Genomic DNA, 20,268 nt, shown 5'->3' on the forward strand with positions numbered 1-20,268 from the left:
ACTGGGGAGGTGGCAGGACGGATTCGGGACAGCGACATCGCGGAAGTACGCGACCGCAACCGGATCGACGAGGTCATCGGCGATTACGTGGCCCTCCGCAGTGCCGGCGGCGGCAGCCTGAAGGGGCTTTGCCCGTTCCACAATGAGAAGACCCCGTCGTTCAACGTGCGCCCCAGCCACGGCACCTTCCACTGCTTCGGCTGTGGCGAGGGCGGCGACGTGATCAAGTTCATCCAGAAGATGGACCTGATCTCCTTCGTGGAGGCCGTCGAGCGGCTCGCGGATCGCGCGGGGTTCCGGCTGACCTACGAAGGCGGCGGCGGGAGCGTCCAGCGTGATCGCGGCACCCGCGCCCGGCTGATCGAAGCGCATCGCGCGGCTCAGGAGTTCTACGCCGAGCAGCTGCTCACCCCGGACGCGCGTGCGGCGCGGGACTTCCTGTCCGAGCGAGGCTTCGACGCCGCCGCCGCGCAGACGTTCGGCTGCGGGTACGCACCGGCCGGCTGGGACAAGCTCACCAAGCACCTGCTCACCCGCGGGTTCGAGGTCAAGGAATTGCTCACGGCCGGTTTAGCCAAGGAAGGGCAGCGCGGGCCGATGGACCGGTTCAACCGGCGGCTGCTCTGGCCCATCCGCGACGTCGGCAACGAGGTGGTCGGGTTCGGCGCGCGGCGCCTGTACGACGACGACCGCGTTTCGGCGAAGTACCTGAACACCGCGGAATCGCCGATCTACAAGAAGTCTCAGGTGATGTTCGGCCTCGATCTGGCCAAACGCGAGATCGCGAAACGGCACCAGGTCGTCGTCGTCGAGGGCTACACCGACGTGATGGCGATGCACGCCGCCGGGGTGCCGACAGCCGTCGCGTCGTCGGGGACGGCGTTCGGCGAGGACCACATGAAGGTCCTTCGGCGGCTGATGATGGACGACGACGCCTTCCGTGGCGAAGTGATCTTCACCTTCGACGGTGACGAAGCCGGGCAGAAGGCGGCACTGAAGGCCTTCGAGGGCGACCAGACCTTCGCCGGGCAGACGTACATCGCGGTCGCCCCGGACGGCATGGACCCTTGCGAGCTGCGGCTCGCGAAGGGCGACACCGCGGTGCGCGATCTGGTCGCCCGGCGGATCCCGCTGTTCGAATTCGCGATCAAGAGCATGCTCAAGGCCTTCGACCTCGACTCCGTCGACGGTCAGGTCGCGGCACTGCAGAAGACCGTCCCGATGGTCGCGGGCATCAAGGACCGCGCCAGCCGTGACGGCTACGCGTCGAAACTCGCCTGGTGGGTCGGCTGGCAGGACGCGGCGCAGGTGGTGAACCGGGTTCGCGGCAGCGCGGGTGCCTCGGCGAAACGCTCCGCCACCGTCGAAGTCCGGCGGCTTGCCGGGACGGCCACCGCCACCGTGGAGGACGACCTGCCGAGGCCCGCGCCCGGCGATCAGCGATTCATGGCGCAACGGGAAGCGCTCAAGGCGGCGCTGCAACAGCCCATGCTCGCCGGGGCGGAGTACGACGCGCTCCCCGAGGACGCGTTCACTCATCCGGTATACATCGCCATCCACAAGGCACTGCTGTCCGCCGGCGGAGCGGGTTCCGGGCTGACCGGGCCGTCCCTGCTCGATGCCGCCGCCCCGCACTGTCCACAGGGGACGGTACGGCGAGTGCTCAGCGAACTTTCGGTGGAACCGTTGCGCGCCAAGGGTGAGGTCGACTCGCGCTACATCTCCGCGCAGCTCGCGGCGGTGCAGGAGAGCCTGGTCGGCCGCCAGATCAACGAGATCAAGTCGAAGCTCCAGCGGCTTTCGCCGGTCGAGGCGCCGGACGACTACCGCGCGTTGTTCGGCGACCTCGTCGCGCTCGAGCAGTACCGGAAAGCGCTGAAGGAACAGGCCATCGGCGGAATGGACTGAGCATGGGCTGGCTGAGCCACCTGCTGGGTGACCGTGTCCCGGCGGATTTCGCAGGCACTCTGGACGACGGCGAGCACGTCGTCGGGAGCGCTCCGGTCGAGGGCGGCGGGTATCTGCTCGTCACGCAGCTCGGCCTGTGGATCCCCGCCGAAGGAGGGCCGCGCCGGGTCGGCTGGCATCTGGTCGGCAAGGCGGCGTGGTCAGAGGGGGTGATCACCCTGACCGAGTCCGAGGAGGCCGGGACCGCGGGAAAGGCCGTGCTGCTGGCCGACAAGGCCCCGGTCCGGTTCAAGCTCGCGCGGCCGGGCAAGGTGCCGATCCTGCTGCGGCAGCGGGTCGACGATTCGGTGCGGGAACGGCACCGCAAGGACCTCGGGACCGGGGGAGCGTGGTTCGTCGAGCGCAAGATCCCCGGCCAGGACGGCACGGTGCTGCAGGTGCGGCCCGATCCGGGCACCGACGTCGAGGTGGTCAAGGCGATCGCCGAGGAAGCGGCGGAGAAACTGGCCAAGCCCCACGGCTAGCAGTACGCTCGTACTGTATCGCTGGGAGGCGCCATGTGGGATCCGGTCAAGTACCTCGACTACGCCGACCTGCGGGCCCGGCCGTTCCACGATCTCGTCGGGCGGATACCGGCCGCGAAGCCCCGCCGGGTCGCCGACCTCGGCTGCGGCCCCGGGAACCTGACCGCCGGTCTGGCGGAACGCTGGCCGGACGCGATCATCGAGGCGAGCGACAGCTCCCCGGAGATGGTCGAGGCCGCTCGCTCGCGAGGCGTCGACGCGCGCGTCCTGGACGTCAACGACTGGGTGCCCGGGCCGGACACCGACGTGGTCATCTCCAACGCCGTGCTCCAGTGGGTCCCGGAGCACCGCGTCCTGCTCCGGCGCTGGGTGGACCGCCTGCCGTCCGGGGCGACACTCGCGTTCCAGGTGCCCGGCAACTTCGACGCGCCGTCGCACGCCCTGGTCCGCGCCCTCGCGCGCACCGAGGAGTGGGCTCCGCGCCTCGCCGACGTCGTCCTGCGGGAGAACCAGGCCGTCGACAGCCCGCTCGGCTACGGAAGCCTGCTCGCCGACGCGGGATGCGCCGTCGACGCCTGGGAGACGACGTATCTCCAGCGGCTGCGCGGGGAGGACGCCGTGCTCGAATGGATTACTGGCACCTCGCTGCGGCCGGTCAAGGAAGCGCTGCCGGGCGCCGACTGGGACCACTTCCGGGCCCAGATCGCCCGGAAACTGGACGAGGCCTACCCGCCGCGGCCCGATGGGACCACCTGGTTCGAGTTCCGGCGCGTCTTCGTGGTCGCCGTCGTGCCGTGATGAGCTGAAGAGGCCCTTCGCCGCATGAGATGCGGCGAAGGCCCTTCAGCTCATCACGGCGTCAGCGCTGGGGCCGCCCGAATCGCTCACCGACCTTGGCGCGAGCGACCCCGGCGGCGCCCTGCACCATGGGGTGGTCAGCGATCTTGCGGTAGGTCCGCACGATCTGCTCGTACCGTCCCCGGCCGGCCTTCGCGCCCAATACATAGCCCGCGGCCGCACCCAGCAGGAACATCTTCATCCGAGTCCACGCCTCCCGTTCGATCTTGCTCCGGCTGTCATTGTCCCTCAAAACGCGAGCTTGACGAGGTGACGGCCGAAAGTGGGGGGTGGGTGAGCGGCCGCCGGATGCCGTGGGCTAAAGTTCTCTCATCGGTCGGAGCGATCCGGCCGGTGCGGAGCACAATCCCCTGTAGCTCAACTGGCAGAGCATTCGGCTGTTAACCGGAGGGTTCTTGGTTCGAGTCCAAGCGGGGGAGCACAAAGCCCAGGCCGATGGCCTGGGCTTCTTCGTGTCTGAGCCCTAGGTGCTATTGAGCGTCGATTTTGACGCCCGTCCAGTGTTTGCCCTGGTGCGCTGCTTACATGGCGACATCATCGGGATCCGGCCGGTCAACTGGGCGCAGGGTTTCCAACGGGGTGTGCGAAGCGCGGGGAAGATCGCGGTTGGGGCAGCGCTCAGCGTGGTGCTCCGGGGTAGTCGGCCTGATTTACGGGTGTCGAGAACCCCTGATCGGCTGGAGCAGTTGTTGTCTGACCGATGCGGTTCTACGCCGTTGCGTGCAGCTGTAACCGACGGCGTGCTCCGGATCTGCTCCAGGAAAAGTGGTGTGAGAGTCCGGGGCTGATCAACGGATTGTTCCGGACCTCGCGGACAGAGATCGCGGGGTTGGATTTCGACGCGTGGGTCAAGGAACCGATGGAGGCCGGTCCGGCCGTGCGGGGCGCTCGGTATGGCCGCGCTCATCGTGTCGTGGGCTCGAGTTCGCCCCCTGCTCGTCGTGACCTGGCCCGGTAGTGAAGGCCGATGCCAAGGCCGGTGGTCAGCATGATGAGTCCGAGGCAGATCATGGCGGTGACCGCGGGCCACTGGAGATGCTGGGGCAGGTGCAGCGCCAGAAACCAGGATGGCGTGATCTGGCCGGTGGTCAGCATGAGCGCCGGCACGATGCCCTGGGCGGCCAGGGGCACCCAGCACAGGACCAGGCTCGCGACGACGTAGACACGCCGGCCGTTCGGAGCCAGGTGGAGGCCGAGTTTCTCCAGGTGCGGTTCGGGCTTGGGCAGGGAAGACTTGTGCGGTTTCCAGGCCGGGGCCGGTCGCTTCCGCTGGGGCGAGACGCCGATACGCAGATACAGGAGCAACTCCGGCGCGCTCGATTCGAGCTTGGCCGCGGCCCACCGTCCCAGTAACCAGGCCAGGAAAGCGCCGCCGGCAAAGCCCACGACCGGCCCCGCCCAGACCGGCCCCAGCCGTGCCGCGAAACAGGCGGGGGCGACGGTCGCCGCGCTGAGGATCAGCACCATCAGGACCTGCGCGAAGTCGGTACCGTTCTCCAGCAGGTTGCCGCCCCGGAGCTGCGGATCGGTCATGGGTACCGGCCTCAGCACCGACACCAGCACGGTCACGCCCGCACCGCCGCCCAGCAGCGCGGGCAGCACCGTGGCCAGCCAGGGCCAAAAGCTGTATTCGCCGGTGAAGACGACCATCGCGATGGTCAGGATGAGTGTCGCCGGCGCGGTGACCAGCAACCAGGCGAGCTGGCGGCCGCGCACATCGTGGCGGGCGGAACCGGGGATCATCAGTTTGCCCCACAGCTCGGTGCCGTCCTCGCCGTAGAGGTTCGCGGAGATCGCCGCGACCCACAGCGCGAACACCAGGCCGGTCCACGGCAGGAAGGTCGACGCGCCGACGGCCAGTGGCAGCAGGCAGAACACCAGGGCGTAGCACAGGGCGAAAGCCAGGTAATGAAAGCGAAGCAGGTCCCGGGACCAGGTGCGCAGCTCCCGGGCGACGACCGCGGTCACCGGGCCCCTGGCCCAGTCGCCGGAGAACATCCGGGCCGGATGTCCGCTCGCGCGACGAGTGGCCAGTCGTCGCTTCACCAGGCCTGCCCAGGCATACCAGCAAAGCAATCCGAGCGCCGCCAGCCCCGCCAGGACGGCGGCCACGGTCGGCCAATTCCCCTGCGCGGCGGCGCGCACGGCCAGCAGTCCCCAGCTTGAAGGCAATGCCGTCAGCCACGCGGAGAAAGAATCCGGAAAGCCGATGCGCAAAGCGGTCTGTGCCAGCGGCGAGAGCACCCAGCTCGAATGCAGCCCGGCCAAGATCGCGGCGCTGACGAGAGCGGCGAGCGCCGCACCCACCTTGGAGCGCATGACCTGGCCGAGCACCGCGGTGATCAATCGGGAGGCCAGCACGCACACCGACAGCTGGAGGACGACCGCGAGCACGCCGACCACCGTGGCCGCGGTACCAAGCCCTGTCTTGACCGACGCAACCACCAGCGCGGAAAAGGCGACGAGCGTGACCAGCGGGCCCACGCCGACGAACGACGCCGCCGCCAGCCCGACCGCCAGACGGCGTGGTGTCAACGGCAGCAGCGAGAACTGTTCGGGCCGCAACGTCTCGTCACCGCCGCCGAAAAGCGCCGGGCCCAGCAGCCACCCGGCCGTCCAGAGTGCGAATCCCGCTCCCAGCACATCGAAGTGCAGCGACGCGACCGGGTAGTCGCGTCCGGCGAGCAAGATCAGGCCCGCCGCGAGCGTCAGCCCGGCCGCGGCGCCCGTGACCAGCCGCCCGGCGCGCTGGCCGTTCATGGAATTCCGCAGCACGGCCAATTTCATCCGGATCAGGAGGACAGCCATGCCAGCTCTCCCATCTCAGGAACCTGGCCGCCGACCAGGTCCATGAACCGCTCTTCCAGGCTTCGGCCCGAGCGCACGGTCTCCAGCGAGCCCGAGGCCACGACCCGGCCGGAGGCGATCACCGCCACGTGGTCACACACCTGCTCGATGACGGCCATCACGTGGCTGGAGAACACCACGGAACCGCCATCCCGGACGAACCGCCGCAAGATGACCTTGATGGTGGCGGCCGAGGCCGGATCGACGGCCTCCAGCGGTTCGTCCAGCACCAGCAGCTTCGGCGCGTGCAGCAGTGCGGTGGCCAGGCCGATCTTCTTGCGCATGCCCGTCGAATACTCCATCACCAGGGTGCGCCCGGTATCGGCCAGCTCCAGGACCTCCAGCAGCTCACCCGATCGCCGCTCGACCTCGCGCACCTCCATACCGCGCAGCAGACCGGTGAAACGCAGCAGTTCGCGGCCGGTCAGCCGCTCGGGCATGGACAGCCCGTCGGGCAGCACGCCGATGAGTTCCTTGGCCCGTGCGGGGTCGGCCCAGACGTCGACGCCGAAGATCTGGGAGCGCCCGCTGTCGGGACGCAGCAATCCCACCGCCATCGACAACGACGTCGTCTTGCCTGCGCCGTTGGGGCCGATCAGGCCGAAGAAGGACCCCTGGGGCACTTCCAGATCGATGTGGTCGACCGCCGGTCTGTCGTCGAAGGTCTTGGTCAGCCCGGCGAGGCGAAGCGCCGGAGCTGTACCCGATGACTCCATGAGGTTCCTCCAGTTGCGGAACGGCACGTGTCGTGCCACTTCTGAAGCGAGCATCCTGGAGTGTTCGAGTAAAGTCAATACGGCACGTGCCGTTCCGCTATGCTGACAAAATGGCCGACAAACGCGGCAGCCGTGTCGCCGACCGGACTGATGCCATCATGCGGACCACGCTGGAGCTCGGGCAGGAGGTGGGATACGCCAAACTCAGCATCGAGGCGGTCGCGGCACGCGCCGGAGCCGGCAAACACACGATCTATCGCCGATGGCCGTCCAAGGGCGCTCTGTTCCTCGACTCCCTGCTGTCGCTGAACGAGCCCGAACTGAACTATCCGGACACCGGCGACATCGAAGCCGACTTGCGCGAGCAGATCCACGCGGCCGTCGATCTGCTGAGCAAACCGCCGCTCGGGCCGCTGTATCAAGCTGTGCTGGTCGAGGCCCAGCAAGATCCTCAAGTCGCGGAGGCGTTGAACGAACGTTTCATCGGCCCGCAAGAGGAGAAGACGATCGCTCGCTTGCGAAAGGCTCGCGACCAGGGGCAGCTGTCCAGCGACTTCGACCTGAGCCTGGCGATGGCCCTTCTGTCCGGCCCCTTCTATTTCCAGGTGTTGATCGCCCGGCAGCCGCTCACGCGCGAGTACGTCGACCGCGTGATCGAGGCAGTCTTCGCCGGGATTGGACCGAAGGCCCCGCCGACTGCTGGTGGCTAGGACCGCGGCCGTCGTCGCCGGTGGACGTTCAACGCCAAGCGCGCCGCGATCACCGAGGCACCGGGCACTGCCCCGATCGCGGCTGGATCACCGGCGAGCCGCTCGCCGGTGGCCGTGGCCTGCCGCTCATCCGGGCCCTGGCCTGCGAGACCACCGTCACCGCCGGTTCCGGCACGTGCGTCCGGATGCTTGGGGGAACTCGCCCTCGTTCGTGTTCGTCGCCGGTGACAGGATGGGCCGCGTGGATGCGCGCAGCAGGAACAATGTGGTCGTGACCGGTCGCGATGAGGGGCCGACGGTGCTGCTCGCACATGGGTTCGGGTGTGACCAGAACCTCTGGCGTCTCGTCGCTCCGGCCTTGGCTGACCGTTTCCGGGTGGTGTTGTTCGATTACGTCGGGTCGGGGAAGTCGGACCTGTCGGCCTGGTCGGCGGAGCGGTACAGCACGCTCGACGGGTACGCCCAGGATGTCTTGGACATTTGCGCGGAATTGGACCTGCGCGACGTGGTGCTGGTGGGGCACTCGGTGTCGTCGATGATCGCGGTGCTGGCCGCCAACCGCGAGCCGGGCCGGTTCTCGAGACTGGTGTTGCTGTCCCCGTCGCCGTGTTACGTCGATGAAGGCGACTACCGGGGTGGGTTCAGCCGTGGCGACATCGACGAGCTGCTGGACTCCCTTGATTCCAACTACCTGGGCTGGTCGGCGGCCATGGCCCCGGTGATCATGGGCAATCCCGACCGTCCTGAACTCGGCGCCGAGCTGGCGGACAGTTTCTGCCGGACCGACCCCGCGATCGCGCGGGTGTTCGCTCAAACCACGTTCCTGTCCGACAACCGTGCTGACCTGCCGAAGGTCACGGTCCCGACGCTGGTGATCCAAAGCGCGCAGGACGCCATCGCCCCGCCCGAGGTCGGCCGGTTCGTCCACGAGCAGGTTCGTGGCAGCACGATGGTGACACTGGACACGATCGGGCACTGCCCGCAGCTGAGCGCACCCGAGGCCACGACGGACGCGATCGCGGTGTTCGCTGGTGCCCGGTGATGTGCGAGACCGGTGACAGCGCCGGCGGTGCCCACGACGACCAATCCGGGAGCGACGACGACAACGGGGCGTTGGACAACACGTTCTCGGCGTTGCTGGAGGACAGCGCCGAGGACCTCTATGAGCACGCGCCGTGCGGGTATCTTTCGACGCTGATGGACGGCACCATCGCCAAAATCAACACCACCCTGCTCGACTGGCTCGGCTACCACCGCGACGACCTGATCGGCAGGCGGCGCTTCAGCGATCTGCTGACCGTCGGCGGGCGGATGTACAACGAGACACACATCGCGCCGATCTTGAGCATGCACGGCGAGGTCGGTGGGCTCGCGCTGGAACTGAAGACAGCGGACGGGGTCCGACTGCCGGTCCTGGTCACCTCCGTGGTGAAGACCGGCACCGACGGCACCGCGCAGCTGATCCGCACCACCATCTTCGACGCGCGCGAGCGCCGCGCCTACGAACAGGAACTGCTGCGCGCCCGTCGCGAAGCGGACGCCGAACGTGACAAGGCCCGGGCGTTCGCCGCCATTCTCCAGCGCACGCTGCTGCCACCTGTCCTGTCGGCGGTGGACGGTATGGAGGTCGCCGCGTACTACCATCCCGCGTCGGCAGATCAGGTCGGTGGCGACTTCTATGACCTGTTCCCGCTCGCCGATGACACGTGGGGATTCTTCCTCGGTGACGTGTCCGGCAAGGGTGCCGCAGCGGCCGCGGTCACCTCCCTCGCCCGATACACCCTGCGCGCCGCCGCCGTGCGCGACCCGAGCCCGGTCGCTGTGCTGGGCACCCTGAACGCGGTGCTCAACCACGAGTACCACGGCACCGATCCGCGGTACTGCACCGTCGCCTACGGCTCGCTCGTCCCCGACACCCGCGGCGCCACCATCACACTGGCCACCGGCGGGCACCTGCCGCCCGTGCTGATCCGGGCCGACGGCACCGCCGAACTCGTGGAAACACCGGGCGGAATGCTCGTCGGAGCACTGCCCGACGCGCGCTTCGCCAGTACGGAGATCCACCTGGCGCCCGGGGACACCCTGCTGCTCTACAGCGACGGGCTCACCGAGGCCCGCACCCACCGCCGCACCCGCTACAGCGAAGAACAGTTACGCGACTTCGCCGCCACCCTCGCCCCCACCACAGCGCCCGCGCTGGTGGCCGCGGTGCAGGATTTGCTCGCCGGGTTCGAAGACGGGGTGGACGACGACACCGCCCTGCTCGCGCTCAGCATTCCCGCGTCGGGAGACGACCAGCCGTGACCACCGCCTTCACCGTCACCACCCGCGTCACCCCCACCGGCCCGGTACTCGAGTACTCCGGGGAACTCGACGTCGCCGGCGCCCCCGCCGCGCTCGCGGCGATCGAGAAACTCACGGTACTGCCGGGCCAGCAGCTGGTCATGGACATGACCGGTTTGCTGTTCTGTGACTCCAGCGGGATCTCCACGCTGATCGCGGCCCGTAATGTCACCCTCGCCGCCGACGCCGGGATCGCCCTGGCCGCGGTGCCCCACCAGCTCAGTCGCAGCCTCGATCTCATCGGACTCGCCGACTTCTTCACCACCTATCCCACCACCGCCGACGCCCACGCCGCCTGGGGGACGGGCCCGCCCGCTGGTGCGTGACAGTGCTCGCGCCTTGTCCGGCGATCGCAGAACGTCCGATTCGGCGTCGGCCTGCGGAAATTCTTCACAAACCCTTGGAATCGAAGACGCAGGTTATTGCGCGGTCAGCTTGTGGGCCAGGGTAGTTCGTGGTTGAAAACGTGTGGCCCGTGAATGATTTTGTCCTTGCCCGGAAGTGCGAACGCGATAGCGACGCGCGGTTCGGTGGAGATCATGATAATGTCCGTGTCCGCCGGTGCGTAAGAACGCAAAACTATACGACTGGTGGCCTGGAGGTTGTCCATGAATGACCCCGCTAGCTTGTTGCGTACGTTCGATAGCCAGCCGCTGCTTCGCGACGCACCCTTTCCCGGCTCCCAGTAACGCATTTCCTTCTCGTTCTTGAGATACGAGTCGAAAATACTGCTCGATGAGGTGGCGGTGAAATGGGGGATCAAGTTGTCGGCAGTCAATGATCCACCGATGCTGTTCTCGGACACCGAACCAGTTTCACCGGCCCTGGCGGTCACATACTTGTCGCCTCGCAGGAAATACGCGGATTCTTCGCTTGAGCCCCTGTTCGGCATGAACCCTCGTTGGACGCCGTCGGCGTAACCGCTGTCTTTCAGCTTCGGATACACCTCGCTGAGAAGTTTGGCATCACCGGTGCTGACCGGTGGTCTACTCCAATGCATTTGGTCTCGGGTGAGTTCGAAGCACCATCTTCCCCAGACGATCCGGAAGACTTGTTCGTTGCCGCGCCAGGTGCGGAGTATGGCGTCGGGGGTCGGGTAGAGGTAGGGGACGCCGTGCCAGTAGCTTCGGATGAGTTTCTCGCCACCGACGACGTTGCCGGTGTCGGTGTTCACCTCGACGTACTTGTCACCACGGAAGAGGTATCCCGTGTTGGTCCCGGGTATGCGTACCGCCGCGTCGATTCCGTCCTTGATCAGAGGAACCTGCTCATTGCCCTTTTTCCACCCCTCGGCGATGGTCTTGGGATCGGAGAAGCTGATCGTGCTGCCGTCCTGGATGAGTGCGGTGAACTTATCGCCGTTGAACAGCCAGACCTTGTTCTTACTGCACGTCAAGGCGGCGTTCCAGCCGTTGGCGAATCCACTGGGGATGCTGGTGAACTTCGACTTCACATCTTGTGCGTCGCCGTACTTCTTGTTCGTCTTGAAGTTATAGGAGACGATTTTGCCGCCGTTGGTGACCCAGCACCGGCCATCACCGACGTCGTAGTCAGGGAAGACCGTGTCGATGCCTTGCGTGAACGGATTGGGCAGGTTGGAGTGCGGCTTGAGAACTGCGGTGGCTTTGGGGAAGCCATAGGGCGTGTACGCCGGTTGCCAGCGGGAGATCTTGCGGTCCTTGACCTCGGCGACACTGGCGGTGCCGTTCTGCACGAGAACGATGACGTCGTCGCGTATCTCGTATCCTCCTCGCTCGTTGATCACCTCGGCCTTGGTGAGTGCGTAGGCTGCGTTGATCTTGTGAAATTTCGAGTCCGGCATGGGCATGGTGGTGGCCTCCTTCAGGGTGATTTCCGTTCGCCGATGGGGATCCATCGCAGTGCGCAGCTTCGCTCCCCGGAGCTCTTGGTGGCTTTCTTGATGGTCAGCGTGGCCCCTTTGGGAATCGGCACGAAGAAGTTGTCCGGCACGACCGCGGGCTTTTCCTGCTCCCACGACGGGGGCAGCGTGCCGGTGGACGCGGTGGCTGTATGGGTGGTCTGGTCGCTGTGGCGGACTTCGGCGGTGACTCGGCTGCCAGGGGCAGCGGAATCCAGGACCCAGCCCACCAGAAATCCGTCGGTGCTCGCGGTGAACGAGTAGTCCGCGGTGAATTCGTAGTCGAGGTGTTTCGGCGGGCCGAACGCCGTGGTACCGCCGTCGACCGCGAGGGTGCGGTAGGTGGCGGTCGGGTTCATCACGGTGACGGTGGTGGTCACTGCGCCGAGAACGTCGCCGTCGCCGCTGGGCAGTGTGCTGGCGAGCAGGGTGAACGCGGTGGTGCTGTGGATGCCTTCCACCACCTGCTCCGTTTTGCCGGTGACAGGGGTCCGTTGGATTATGTTTTTCGAGTCCGGGTACAGCAGCGTCAGGTGTTTGTCCGTGGCCGAGCGCCAGGTCAGCTTCACCGGTTTTCCGTTGGGCACCGTCAGTTTGTCCGGCCGGAAATCGGTCAGCGGCGGGGGGCCGTAGCCTGCCCGGCCCGGCTGTGCGTCGTCCTCGGAAGCGGAAACGAACGTGGACTCGTCGCTCATTCCGAAGAGTCCGGTGAGCGGCCCGGAGCCGATGGGCAGCCAAGTGATTTCGCCGCCGTCGCGCAGGTCGCCTCCGGATTCCTTCTTGAGTGTTACCGACGCGCCGGACGGGACCGGCAACGCGAAGCCGGCTTGGAGGGTGTCCAGGCCGGTCGCGGCCAGCGTCCGGGCGCCGTATGCCTGGCCCTCGCGGGGAGTGACTTCGGCGGAGACCAGCGCGGCGGCCTTGGTTCGGGGCTGGTGCAGCGCCGAGACGACGAGTATGCCGTCAGTGGCCGCGGTGGCGGTGACCGGCTGGGCGAGAGTCGTCTTGTTCGACGACTGGGTAGGCCCGAACAGGTCGAGCCCGTCGGTGACGGTCAGGTCCTGGACGGTGATGTCGGGGTGGGCCACGTCGATGGTGGTGGTGAGCACCTTGAGGTCCCGATTGTCGCTGAGCCGACGGGCGGTCAGCTGCACCGCGGTGGTGCGATGCAGCGGGCCGACGTCGTAGTTCTGATAGGCGTCGACCGGAATCTCCTGGGCGTCACCCCATTTCAGGAAGAAGCCGACTCCGGCCATCTTCTGCGATTTCCAGCTCACCCGCATCTTGCCCGGCTTGGGAATCGACGGCTTGTCCGGCGCGAGGTCGGACATTTCCAAGTCGGGTGGTGACTTGTAGACGGGAAGCAGTCGTGCCGGGCTCTCCTGCCCGTTGCGGGTTTCGGTGACCGAGATGCAGGCCGGGCCCTCTTTGGCGCTGATTACGACGTCGGTGACGGACAGGCGCTCGGGCGTCTTGGCGAACACATTGGCCGGCGGCTTCGCCACGAACGGAATCTTTCCGTTGGCGACCGGATCCCGGACAAACGAGGTCCACTGTTTCTTGCTGGTGTTTCCACTCGGTTCGGCGGCGAGGTCGTCGGCCTTGTCACCCGCGGGGAAGGAGAAGGTGACCTTGTCACAGGCGGCCTTGGGGTCGCCGGTGTCCACGATGAACTCGAAGACCGTCTCGCTGGTCGAGATCACGGCGACGTTCGGCTGATATCGGTAGTCGAAGAGGATGCCGCTCGGCGACGCCTCGGCCTGCCTGCCGGAACGTGTCGGTGTGGTCACTGTGGCCAGGGGCTGCTTTCCGCCGGGGATCCAGAGAAGCTCCTCCGTGTTGCAGGCCGAGCCGGTGCGGGTCACCACCACCTTGGCACCGCGGGGAAGCGGAACACACATGGCGGACGGGAGGGAGAACTCGCCCTCGGCGCGTTCGTCCACGGTACGCCGGACTACATGGCTCTTCGCCGCTTTCCGGTAAACGGTCGCGATCACCTTCGCCACGTGTGATCCGTCGCTGACCCGGCTGGGCCATAAAAGCAGGAATCCGTCGGTCGGCGCGTAGGCCACGAAGTCCTTCTCGTAGTTGTGGCGATATTTGTGCGGGGCCGTGCCCAGCACGGCTGCCGTCTTTTCCACCTCCAGGGCGCCGACACTTTGTTCGGGGTTTTGCACCGGGACGGTCAGTGACTGGTAATAGTAGTGCTTCTCGTGGTTGACGCTCTCCGCGATCAGCAGGAATGTCGTGGTGTGCCGAATGTTCTCGATGGTCTTTTCCAGCATGCCGGCAGCGACGGGTTCCGTCTTGTCGTCGTACCGGACTTCGTACTTGGTGGTGGTCTTCCCGGACCAGGACAGCTTGACGCCTGCCCCGCAGGGGATACTCGGCTTGTCCGGTTTGAAGTCACTGAAGTAGACCTCCGGGGACACTTTCTGCATCCTTGGCAGGTCGGCGGTCCGCTCCGCCGGCTTCTCGCTGCCGCGGCCGGCGGTCTCGGCCACCGCGATGGTGAAGTAGCCGGGTTTTCCATTGAGCTTGATGGTCTTCCAGCCGAAAGTCACCGCCTGGCCGGCGTTGTCCCCCCGGACCGCTTCGAATTCCCCGGCCTTCCCCGTGGATTCCAGGGTCCATCCGGCAGGACGGATGGGGCTGATCTTCGCGGCGTCGGCGGCCGTGATCAAGGCGTTCGCGGTCGCACCCACCGGAAAACGGAAGACGATCCTCTCGCATTTGCTGTTCAGGTGGCGTTTCTTGATGGTGACATCGATTCGGACACCTTCGTCGGTGCTTTTGATGATGGCAGGCTCGGATGACGCCTGGTAGTGCAGCAGTAGCTCATCGAGTTCGCCTTCCGGTGTGCGCTGGGAAGGCACGCCGGCTTCGCGGCGCTGGGCGGATTCACTGGAGGCGGGGGCGCGGGTCATGCTGGTTCCTCACTGATCGGGGCGTTGGGCGGTCGTGGCTTACTCAGCCGGAGGTAGCCGTCGCGCGCGGTGACCCGGCCGCCGTCGGGGTCGGTGTCGGCGAAGTGGGCGTCGGTGTCGGCGGGTTTGACGCCGTAGTGCGCCCAGCCGCCGGGCCGTGGTTCGGACCAATTCCAGTCGCCGTGCCAGGCGGCCGGCCGGGGCAGCACCACCTGAGGCACGGCGCCGGCTGTTTCCGAGCCAAGCAGCGGCCCGGACTGGAACGACGCCCGCAGCGTGCGCAGGAACGGTTCGGTGTGCCGCGTCTGCAGGCTCAGGTCCACGACCGGCACCACATCGCAGGTGGCGTGCGTGGTGGCGATGGGGTCCATCAGCAGCGTCACTCGCTGATCGCGGGACCAGTCCTCGGGTTGATCAGATCGGATCGCCGGGCGGAAGTCGACGTCGAGGGTGTCGTCGGTGTCGCGGCTGTGCAGGTAGCCGTCGGACGCCGGTGGCGCGTCGTGAACCACATACAGCTTGTCGTAGCGGTTTTTCCGGGCGTAGCCGATCAGGCCGTCGCTGAGCAGGTTCACCGAGCCGAGCCGGACGGTGAACCGGGCCTTGGTGAACTCTGGCACGGCAGGAGGGTCGATTCCGGTGAACCGCGGGTCGCCGATGGCCGGGCCGGCGAGTTCGCCGCGCAGGCGCGCCCGGACCACGGCGATCGGGCGGCCCAGCAACAGCGCGATCTCCGACGCGTCCGGCTCGCGTCCCGGTGCGATGGTCAGCGAGGCCAGGTCAATGGTTTCGAGCAGCGCGCTGAACGCCTTCGCGGTGCGGGTGCGTAATGCCTCCACGAAGGGGAACAGGTGCGGGAAGCCGTCCGCGGTCCAGGCAGGGGCCTCCGGCAGCGGACGCCAGCGGATCGTGCGCTCGCCGTCGCCGCCGACGGCGAGCAGGCACTCACCGAGCCCCCGCCCGGCACTGTCGTAGACGAGTAGCGAGTTGCCGAGCCTGTTGACCATCAGCCAGCCGGCGATCGGGCCGGGGACGTCGTCGTCATCGGTGTGCGGTTCGAGCACTCGTTCGTCCTCGAACACGCTGAGCTGGTCGAACCGCAGCCGGGCGTCCTGCAGCACGCGCGGCGGGAACTGGACGTAGTGGTCGACATGCTCGGTCTTCAGTGTCTGGCTGGGCGTGATCGACTGAGCGCGGGCGAGCCAGCAACTGCCCAGGTTGTCGCTGGTGACCACGTCCAGGCTCCGGCCGAACCGGTCGACGACGTGCAGTCCGGCCACGATGGCCTGAGCGGCTCTCAGCGGCTGGAACCCGGCGTTCGCGTCGTCCAGATCGGGAAGGGCCCGGTGGGCGTCGCCGACCAGGTCCTTGACGCCGCCGTGCACGGCATGGGCATCGGTGGCGGTCGGGTCGGCGCTGGCGCCTGGCCGCAACGACCGCAGCCAGTCGTGGAAGCCGTGCAGCGCCTGGGACAGCAGTTCCCGGCCCTCGGTCGCTGCGATGTCCTCGGTCCCGTAGTGCTCGAGCTGGCCGCGCAGCACCTGTTCGACCTTCGGCACCAGGAAGGAGCGCCCCTGGAAGGTATGCGGATTCCGGGACGGCGGTGACCCTGCCTTGGACCAGTCGAAGGTACCGTCCTTGGTGGTGCGCCACGATCCCGCGGGGTCCGAGGGATACCCGAGAAGATAGGCCCGCATTTTCCACAAGACATACATCGGCGTCCACGGCTGGCGGGTCCAGCGGCTGGTGTACCCGGGCAGCACGCCCTCGCACAGTTTGGGGCCGATCTTCGGATCGCACAGGTCTTCGAGCAAGGTCGGGTTTCCGGCCGTGGACTTCTCCTTGGTGGCGCGGTGCAGCAGGAGCATTTCGTCCCGGAAACCGGCCGCTGCCACGTCGGTGCCGAAGGTGGGCATCCGTTCGGCAAGCACGCCTTTCACTTCCTCCGGACCGACGTAGCTGTCACCCACCTTGATCTTCGTGAGGAACTGGGTGCCGTTGCGGCAGGCCAAGGGCTCGTGCTGGGTGGCAGGCGGGCTCGGGTCGTACCCTGCCGGGAAGCGCATCAGCACGACCGGGTCCATCGGGCGGTGCTGGTCGCCGGTCGGTATCAGCCGGAAGCGCCGGTGTGGCCGTAAGTCCCACTTCTCGCCGACGTGGGGATCGGTGAGGTCAGGCAGGCCGGCGGCCAGCGCGGTTTCCTCCCTGAACAGGTCCCGGACTTCCCCGGCGAGGCTTCCGCTCGCTTCGACGTCGAGCTGTTTGTCGGCCTTGGCGTCGAAACCGTCGGGATGGTCGCCGGGGAGGTTCCGCAGCCACCACAGGTGATAGAGCCGATTCCGGAGTTCGGCGAGCCGGAACCGCGAATGGTCCAAACGGGACTGGAAGTCCTTGAAAGTGTTCAGCAATGCCTTCTCATACGCGCGCTCCTCCGGAGTTAACGGCGGCCACGGCTTTCCCTGCCGGGCGGGTGCGTCGGCGATCTGCCAGGCGAAACCGGCCGGGGTCCGGGAGAACCACTCGCGGTGCAGCTCCTTGCGGAGGCCATCGGCACCGTCCGGGCTGGTGAGCTCGTCGAACAAGCCGTGTTGCAGCGCCGACAAAACCTGTGAGCGTCTCTGGTTGCCGTTTTCCTTCTTCCGCATGGCTTCCAGCGCGTCGCTGGCGGAGTTGCCGAGCGCGATCTTGATATCACGGCCCGCCGGCAGGGGGTCGTCGGGCCGTCCGTCGCGTTTCCAGGTCAGGCCGGGCACGGTGCCGCTGAACATGGATCGGGTGTAGGTGGTGGAATCCGGTGGTTTCCAGCCCAGGCTCCGCGGTGTCCGGGTGGTCAGGATCTCGTCGTGGGAGTACCAGCCGACGACCGAATAGCTCACCTTCGCCTCGTCGATGCCGGTGAGTGGATCGTGGAGTGAGAACACATTTTTGTTGTAAGGCTGGAAAACCGCGAACGCGGGCAGCCCCGGGCCGAGTGCGGTCAGCGTCTGGGGCACGCCGGGCCGGGGTTCTTTCCAGCCGTCGTCGGAGTCGGTCAGCGAGATGGCCTTGCCGATGTAGCGCGGCAGCAGCAGCCCGGAGGGGCCTGCCACCGCGTACCGGGATGCTTCGCCCTCGTCGTCGACTTTCTCGCGCAGGCAGTCGCTTTCCACCACCCAGCCTTCGTCCTGCTCGTCCTTGACCCGCCGCATGATCAACCATCGGTTGGGTACCAAGGGGAACGACAGGGCGCCGGTCTTCGGATCGGGCGCACCGTGGCGTAGCCCCTCGGGCAGCATCCAGTGCAGCCACACGCCGTCCGCCGGGCCGCTGTCCTCGTCGGAGAAGGGCGCGGGTTCGGCGGGCTTCTTCTTCGTGATCATCGTGTCGAAGTTCGGCCGCCAGCGACGGAAGCCGGCCACCTGCGGGGTGACCACGAGGGCCTGCACGGAAATGGGGACGACAAGGGTGGATGTCGCGCTCATTTCGTACCTCCCGCGTGGAACACGAAACGTTGGGGCGAGTTGACGAGCTGGACGGCGAGCTTGGCTGCGCTCAAGGTTTTCCCGAGGGCGGTGTCCAAGGTCTTCTGGAGGGAAGTGCCGCCGGTGCCGCCGACGTCGAGCACGCCCGTGGCCGCGTTCGGGCGGAAACAATCGGCGATCGATGCGGTCTTGCCCTTCAGCGGGGTGCCACAGGTTTCTTTGTCCAGGCTGCGCAGACGGAGGGTGTTGCCGGGATCGACGCCGAAGTTCAAGCCCTGCTTCGGCTCATCCACACACAGTTCGTCGGGCACCTCGTCGTAGAGGCACAGCAGCACGTCCGGGGCGAGCCGATCGTGACGTAGCGGACGAACCTCGTGGAACGACTTGCCGGTGTCCTTGGCGACGGCGGTGAGCACGAGATCCGGCCAACCGGAGACCAGCGCCGAGCGGATCAGGAAACCGGCCACCGGGGCCGGGAACTTTCCCCTGCTCGCCGCGGTGTTGGCGACCACATCCGTGCTGAGACAACTGCCGAGGCTGAGCGCGCCGGACACCAGGGCCCCGATCCAGTCCGGGTCGATGTGGAAGAACCGGAGGCTCTCCGGCGGGAGCATGCGGGCGTCCGGGACGAGATAGTGGAACGGGACCGGCTCAAGCAGGCAGAGGCGGCTCAGCCAGTCGCCCAGCACGGGTTCGTCCCGTCCGATCCCGGCCAGGTCCGCCCCGAGTTCGCCGCTGTCACGGGTGGATTCCCAGTGCGCGGCGATCTCGGCCAACCCGGCGGGTGCTGGGCTGAGCGAAGCCTCGGCTGGTGCGGCGGACGCGTCGAGCGTGGTGCCGAGGTCTTGTGCGAGGAGCTGGTTGAGTTCGTCGCGCCAAATCTGCGGGGCCTGGCCGACGAGATGCCGGGCGATGTGGTGGCGGCTGCGGTGGCGCCAGCGCAGCAGCCCGGCCACGTAGTCGGCGTCGGCCATCGCGGCGGACCGGCCGAGCGCCCACGCGGCGGCGTAGCTGAGGTCGAACATTCCGGTGTCCGGCAGGTAGCTCAACGCGTGATCACTGGTGACCGCGGTGCCGTCCGGGTCCAGGGCGGGCGGCGGCTGAGCGACCACTGGGCCGCCTGGTCCGCGATACCAGGCGAAAGTGTGTTCGCCTGATCGCACCCGGGTGGGCACCGGCACGTATCCCTGCTTGAGCCGGGTGTCCACGCCGGTGTTGCCGCTGGCCTTGGCCGGCAGCCGGAGGGTCAGCCGTTGCTGATCGGCGGCCAGGCCACGGACCAGCGCCGGAAACTGCCGGGCGGCATCGGTTTTCACCGCCCGGAAAGACCACGACCACAGCGAGGCCAGCCGGATTCGTCGTGCGGAGCCGAGGCCGGCCAGGTGCTTGCCGTGCCCCTCCAGCGACACGAGGTGTGCCACCCAGGGGCCGGGTTCCCTCGGTAGCCGGTGGGCGAGGACCACGCCGAAATATCCGGGTTTCAGCTCCTCGCCGCGTGCGGTCCGCGGCTGCGTCACCTTCCGGCAGTGCGCCAGGAAGGGGAGGTCGGCGGCGCGCGGCGCGAGCTTGGCGAACGTGTCGGCGGCGACTTCGATGGTCCGGCACGGTTCGGCGGCATCGGCGAGCGAGGTGTCCTTGATGTCCGGCGTCGCCACGTCGGCTGAGGTGGTGATCAGCTCCTTCGCGGTGCGTGGCGTGGTGAGTCCCCGTGCGTCCGGGTCGTCCAGGATCTCGTCGGCGCGAAACAGCAGCAACGCGACCCAGGGGCCGGTGACACCGTCGCCGATATTCCGTTCCCACGGCAGCTGGGGGTGGGACAGCGTGACGTGTGGCAGCAGGTCGTCGTAGCCGCCCTGCGTTCCCGGTGGCGGGTTGACCGCGTGCACCAGCGTGCCGTCCACGCTGAAGCGGGGCGCGAAGACGGTGAATTCCTGCTTCAGCGGCAGGAAGTACTTGCCGCTGTCGACGAGGTTGTTCTCCCTGTCCCGTAACTCCTGGTTGATCGTGAGACAGTATTTCCCGCCCGGCAGCCCAGGGGTGAAGGAGTCATGCAGGGCGACGGTGAGGGACTGGGCGGTGGTGGCGGTCATCGGAA

14 protein-coding genes and 1 tRNA gene are annotated in these 20,268 nt (G+C 67.3%); 8 read left to right on the top strand and 7 right to left on the bottom strand.

Features of this window, described 5'->3' with window-relative positions:
* The first annotated feature begins 9 nt into the window (after window positions 1–9).
* From dnaG to BS329_RS33970, 3 genes are read left to right on the top strand one after another with little or no spacing between them, the layout of a single operon-like run.
* The gene (gene dnaG / locus BS329_RS33960; protein ID WP_076166408.1) at window positions 10–1,908 is read left to right on the top strand and encodes a DNA primase; all 1,899 of its coding nucleotides are present in this window, start codon (window positions 10–12) and stop codon (window positions 1,906–1,908) included.
* 2 nt (window positions 1,909–1,910) lie between these two features.
* Complete coding sequence (locus BS329_RS33965; RefSeq protein WP_076166410.1) at window positions 1,911–2,432, top strand: hypothetical protein; 522 nt, start codon at window positions 1,911–1,913, stop codon at window positions 2,430–2,432.
* A gap of 33 nt (window positions 2,433–2,465) precedes the next feature.
* Complete coding sequence (locus BS329_RS33970; RefSeq protein WP_076166413.1) at window positions 2,466–3,230, top strand: trans-aconitate 2-methyltransferase; 765 nt, start codon at window positions 2,466–2,468, stop codon at window positions 3,228–3,230.
* A 61-nt stretch (window positions 3,231–3,291) separates the two neighbouring features.
* Here BS329_RS33970 and BS329_RS33975 read toward each other — a convergent pair whose 3' ends face one another.
* On the bottom strand, window positions 3,292–3,522 hold the full coding sequence (locus BS329_RS33975; RefSeq protein WP_244197397.1) for a hypothetical protein: 231 nt from the start codon (window positions 3,520–3,522) through the stop codon (window positions 3,292–3,294).
* Between the two features lie 114 nt (window positions 3,523–3,636).
* Here BS329_RS33975 and BS329_RS33980 point away from each other — a divergent pair.
* Window positions 3,637–3,709, top strand: a tRNA-Asn gene (locus BS329_RS33980).
* Between the two features lie 484 nt (window positions 3,710–4,193).
* Here BS329_RS33980 and BS329_RS33985 read toward each other — a convergent pair.
* Together BS329_RS33985 and BS329_RS33990 are read right to left on the bottom strand one after the other, a co-directional pair.
* Window positions 4,194–6,098: a hypothetical protein gene (locus tag BS329_RS33985; protein ID WP_076166416.1), complete on the bottom strand. Its 1,905-nt coding sequence runs from the start codon at window positions 6,096–6,098 to the stop codon at window positions 4,194–4,196.
* On the bottom strand, window positions 6,083–6,853 hold the full coding sequence (locus BS329_RS33990) for an ABC transporter ATP-binding protein (RefSeq protein ID WP_076166419.1): 771 nt from the start codon (window positions 6,851–6,853) through the stop codon (window positions 6,083–6,085). Before BS329_RS33990 ends, BS329_RS33985 begins: the two co-directional genes overlap by 16 nt.
* A 110-nt stretch (window positions 6,854–6,963) precedes the next feature.
* On the opposite strand from BS329_RS33990, the gene BS329_RS33995 reads away from it, so the two are divergent.
* From BS329_RS33995 to BS329_RS34010, 4 genes are all read left to right on the top strand, one after another.
* Window positions 6,964–7,563 (top strand): TetR/AcrR family transcriptional regulator, encoded by a 600-nt coding sequence (locus BS329_RS33995; protein ID WP_076166421.1) that lies wholly within the window; start codon window positions 6,964–6,966, stop codon window positions 7,561–7,563.
* A gap of 271 nt (window positions 7,564–7,834) precedes the next feature.
* Window positions 7,835–8,605 (top strand): alpha/beta fold hydrolase, encoded by a 771-nt coding sequence (locus tag BS329_RS34000; RefSeq protein WP_279628232.1) that lies wholly within the window; start codon window positions 7,835–7,837, stop codon window positions 8,603–8,605.
* Window positions 8,605–9,867, top strand: a complete 1,263-nt coding sequence (locus tag BS329_RS34005) for a PP2C family protein-serine/threonine phosphatase (protein ID WP_143253303.1) — start codon at window positions 8,605–8,607, stop codon at window positions 9,865–9,867. Before BS329_RS34000 ends, BS329_RS34005 begins: the two co-directional genes overlap by 1 nt.
* Window positions 9,864–10,232 carry an STAS domain-containing protein gene (locus BS329_RS34010; protein WP_076166424.1) on the top strand — a complete coding sequence of 123 codons (369 nt, stop codon included), beginning with the start codon at window positions 9,864–9,866 and terminating at the stop codon, window positions 10,230–10,232. Before BS329_RS34005 ends, BS329_RS34010 begins: the two co-directional genes overlap by 4 nt.
* A 104-nt stretch (window positions 10,233–10,336) precedes the next feature.
* Here BS329_RS34010 and BS329_RS34015 read toward each other — a convergent pair whose 3' ends face one another.
* The 4 genes from BS329_RS34015 to BS329_RS34030 are packed head-to-tail and all read right to left on the bottom strand — an operon-like array spanning window position 10,337 to window position 20,263.
* Window positions 10,337–11,734, bottom strand: coding sequence for a hemopexin repeat-containing protein (locus tag BS329_RS34015; RefSeq protein WP_158075851.1), 1,398 nt, complete (start codon window positions 11,732–11,734; stop codon window positions 10,337–10,339).
* Between the two features lie 14 nt (window positions 11,735–11,748).
* Window positions 11,749–14,712: a hypothetical protein gene (locus tag BS329_RS34020; RefSeq protein WP_076166429.1), complete on the bottom strand. Its 2,964-nt coding sequence runs from the start codon at window positions 14,710–14,712 to the stop codon at window positions 11,749–11,751.
* Window positions 14,709–18,173, bottom strand: coding sequence for a hypothetical protein (locus BS329_RS34025; protein WP_143253304.1), 3,465 nt, complete (start codon window positions 18,171–18,173; stop codon window positions 14,709–14,711). The genes BS329_RS34020 and BS329_RS34025 overlap by 4 nt, the downstream gene beginning before the upstream one ends.
* Window positions 18,170–20,263 (bottom strand): hypothetical protein, encoded by a 2,094-nt coding sequence (locus tag BS329_RS34030; protein WP_076166435.1) that lies wholly within the window; start codon window positions 20,261–20,263, stop codon window positions 18,170–18,172. Before BS329_RS34030 ends, BS329_RS34025 begins: the two co-directional genes overlap by 4 nt.
* Window positions 20,264–20,268: the final 5 nt, after the last annotated feature.

The sequence above is a fragment of the Amycolatopsis coloradensis genome, assembly GCF_001953865.1.
Classification (GTDB): Bacteria; Actinomycetota; Actinomycetes; order Mycobacteriales; family Pseudonocardiaceae; genus Amycolatopsis; species Amycolatopsis coloradensis.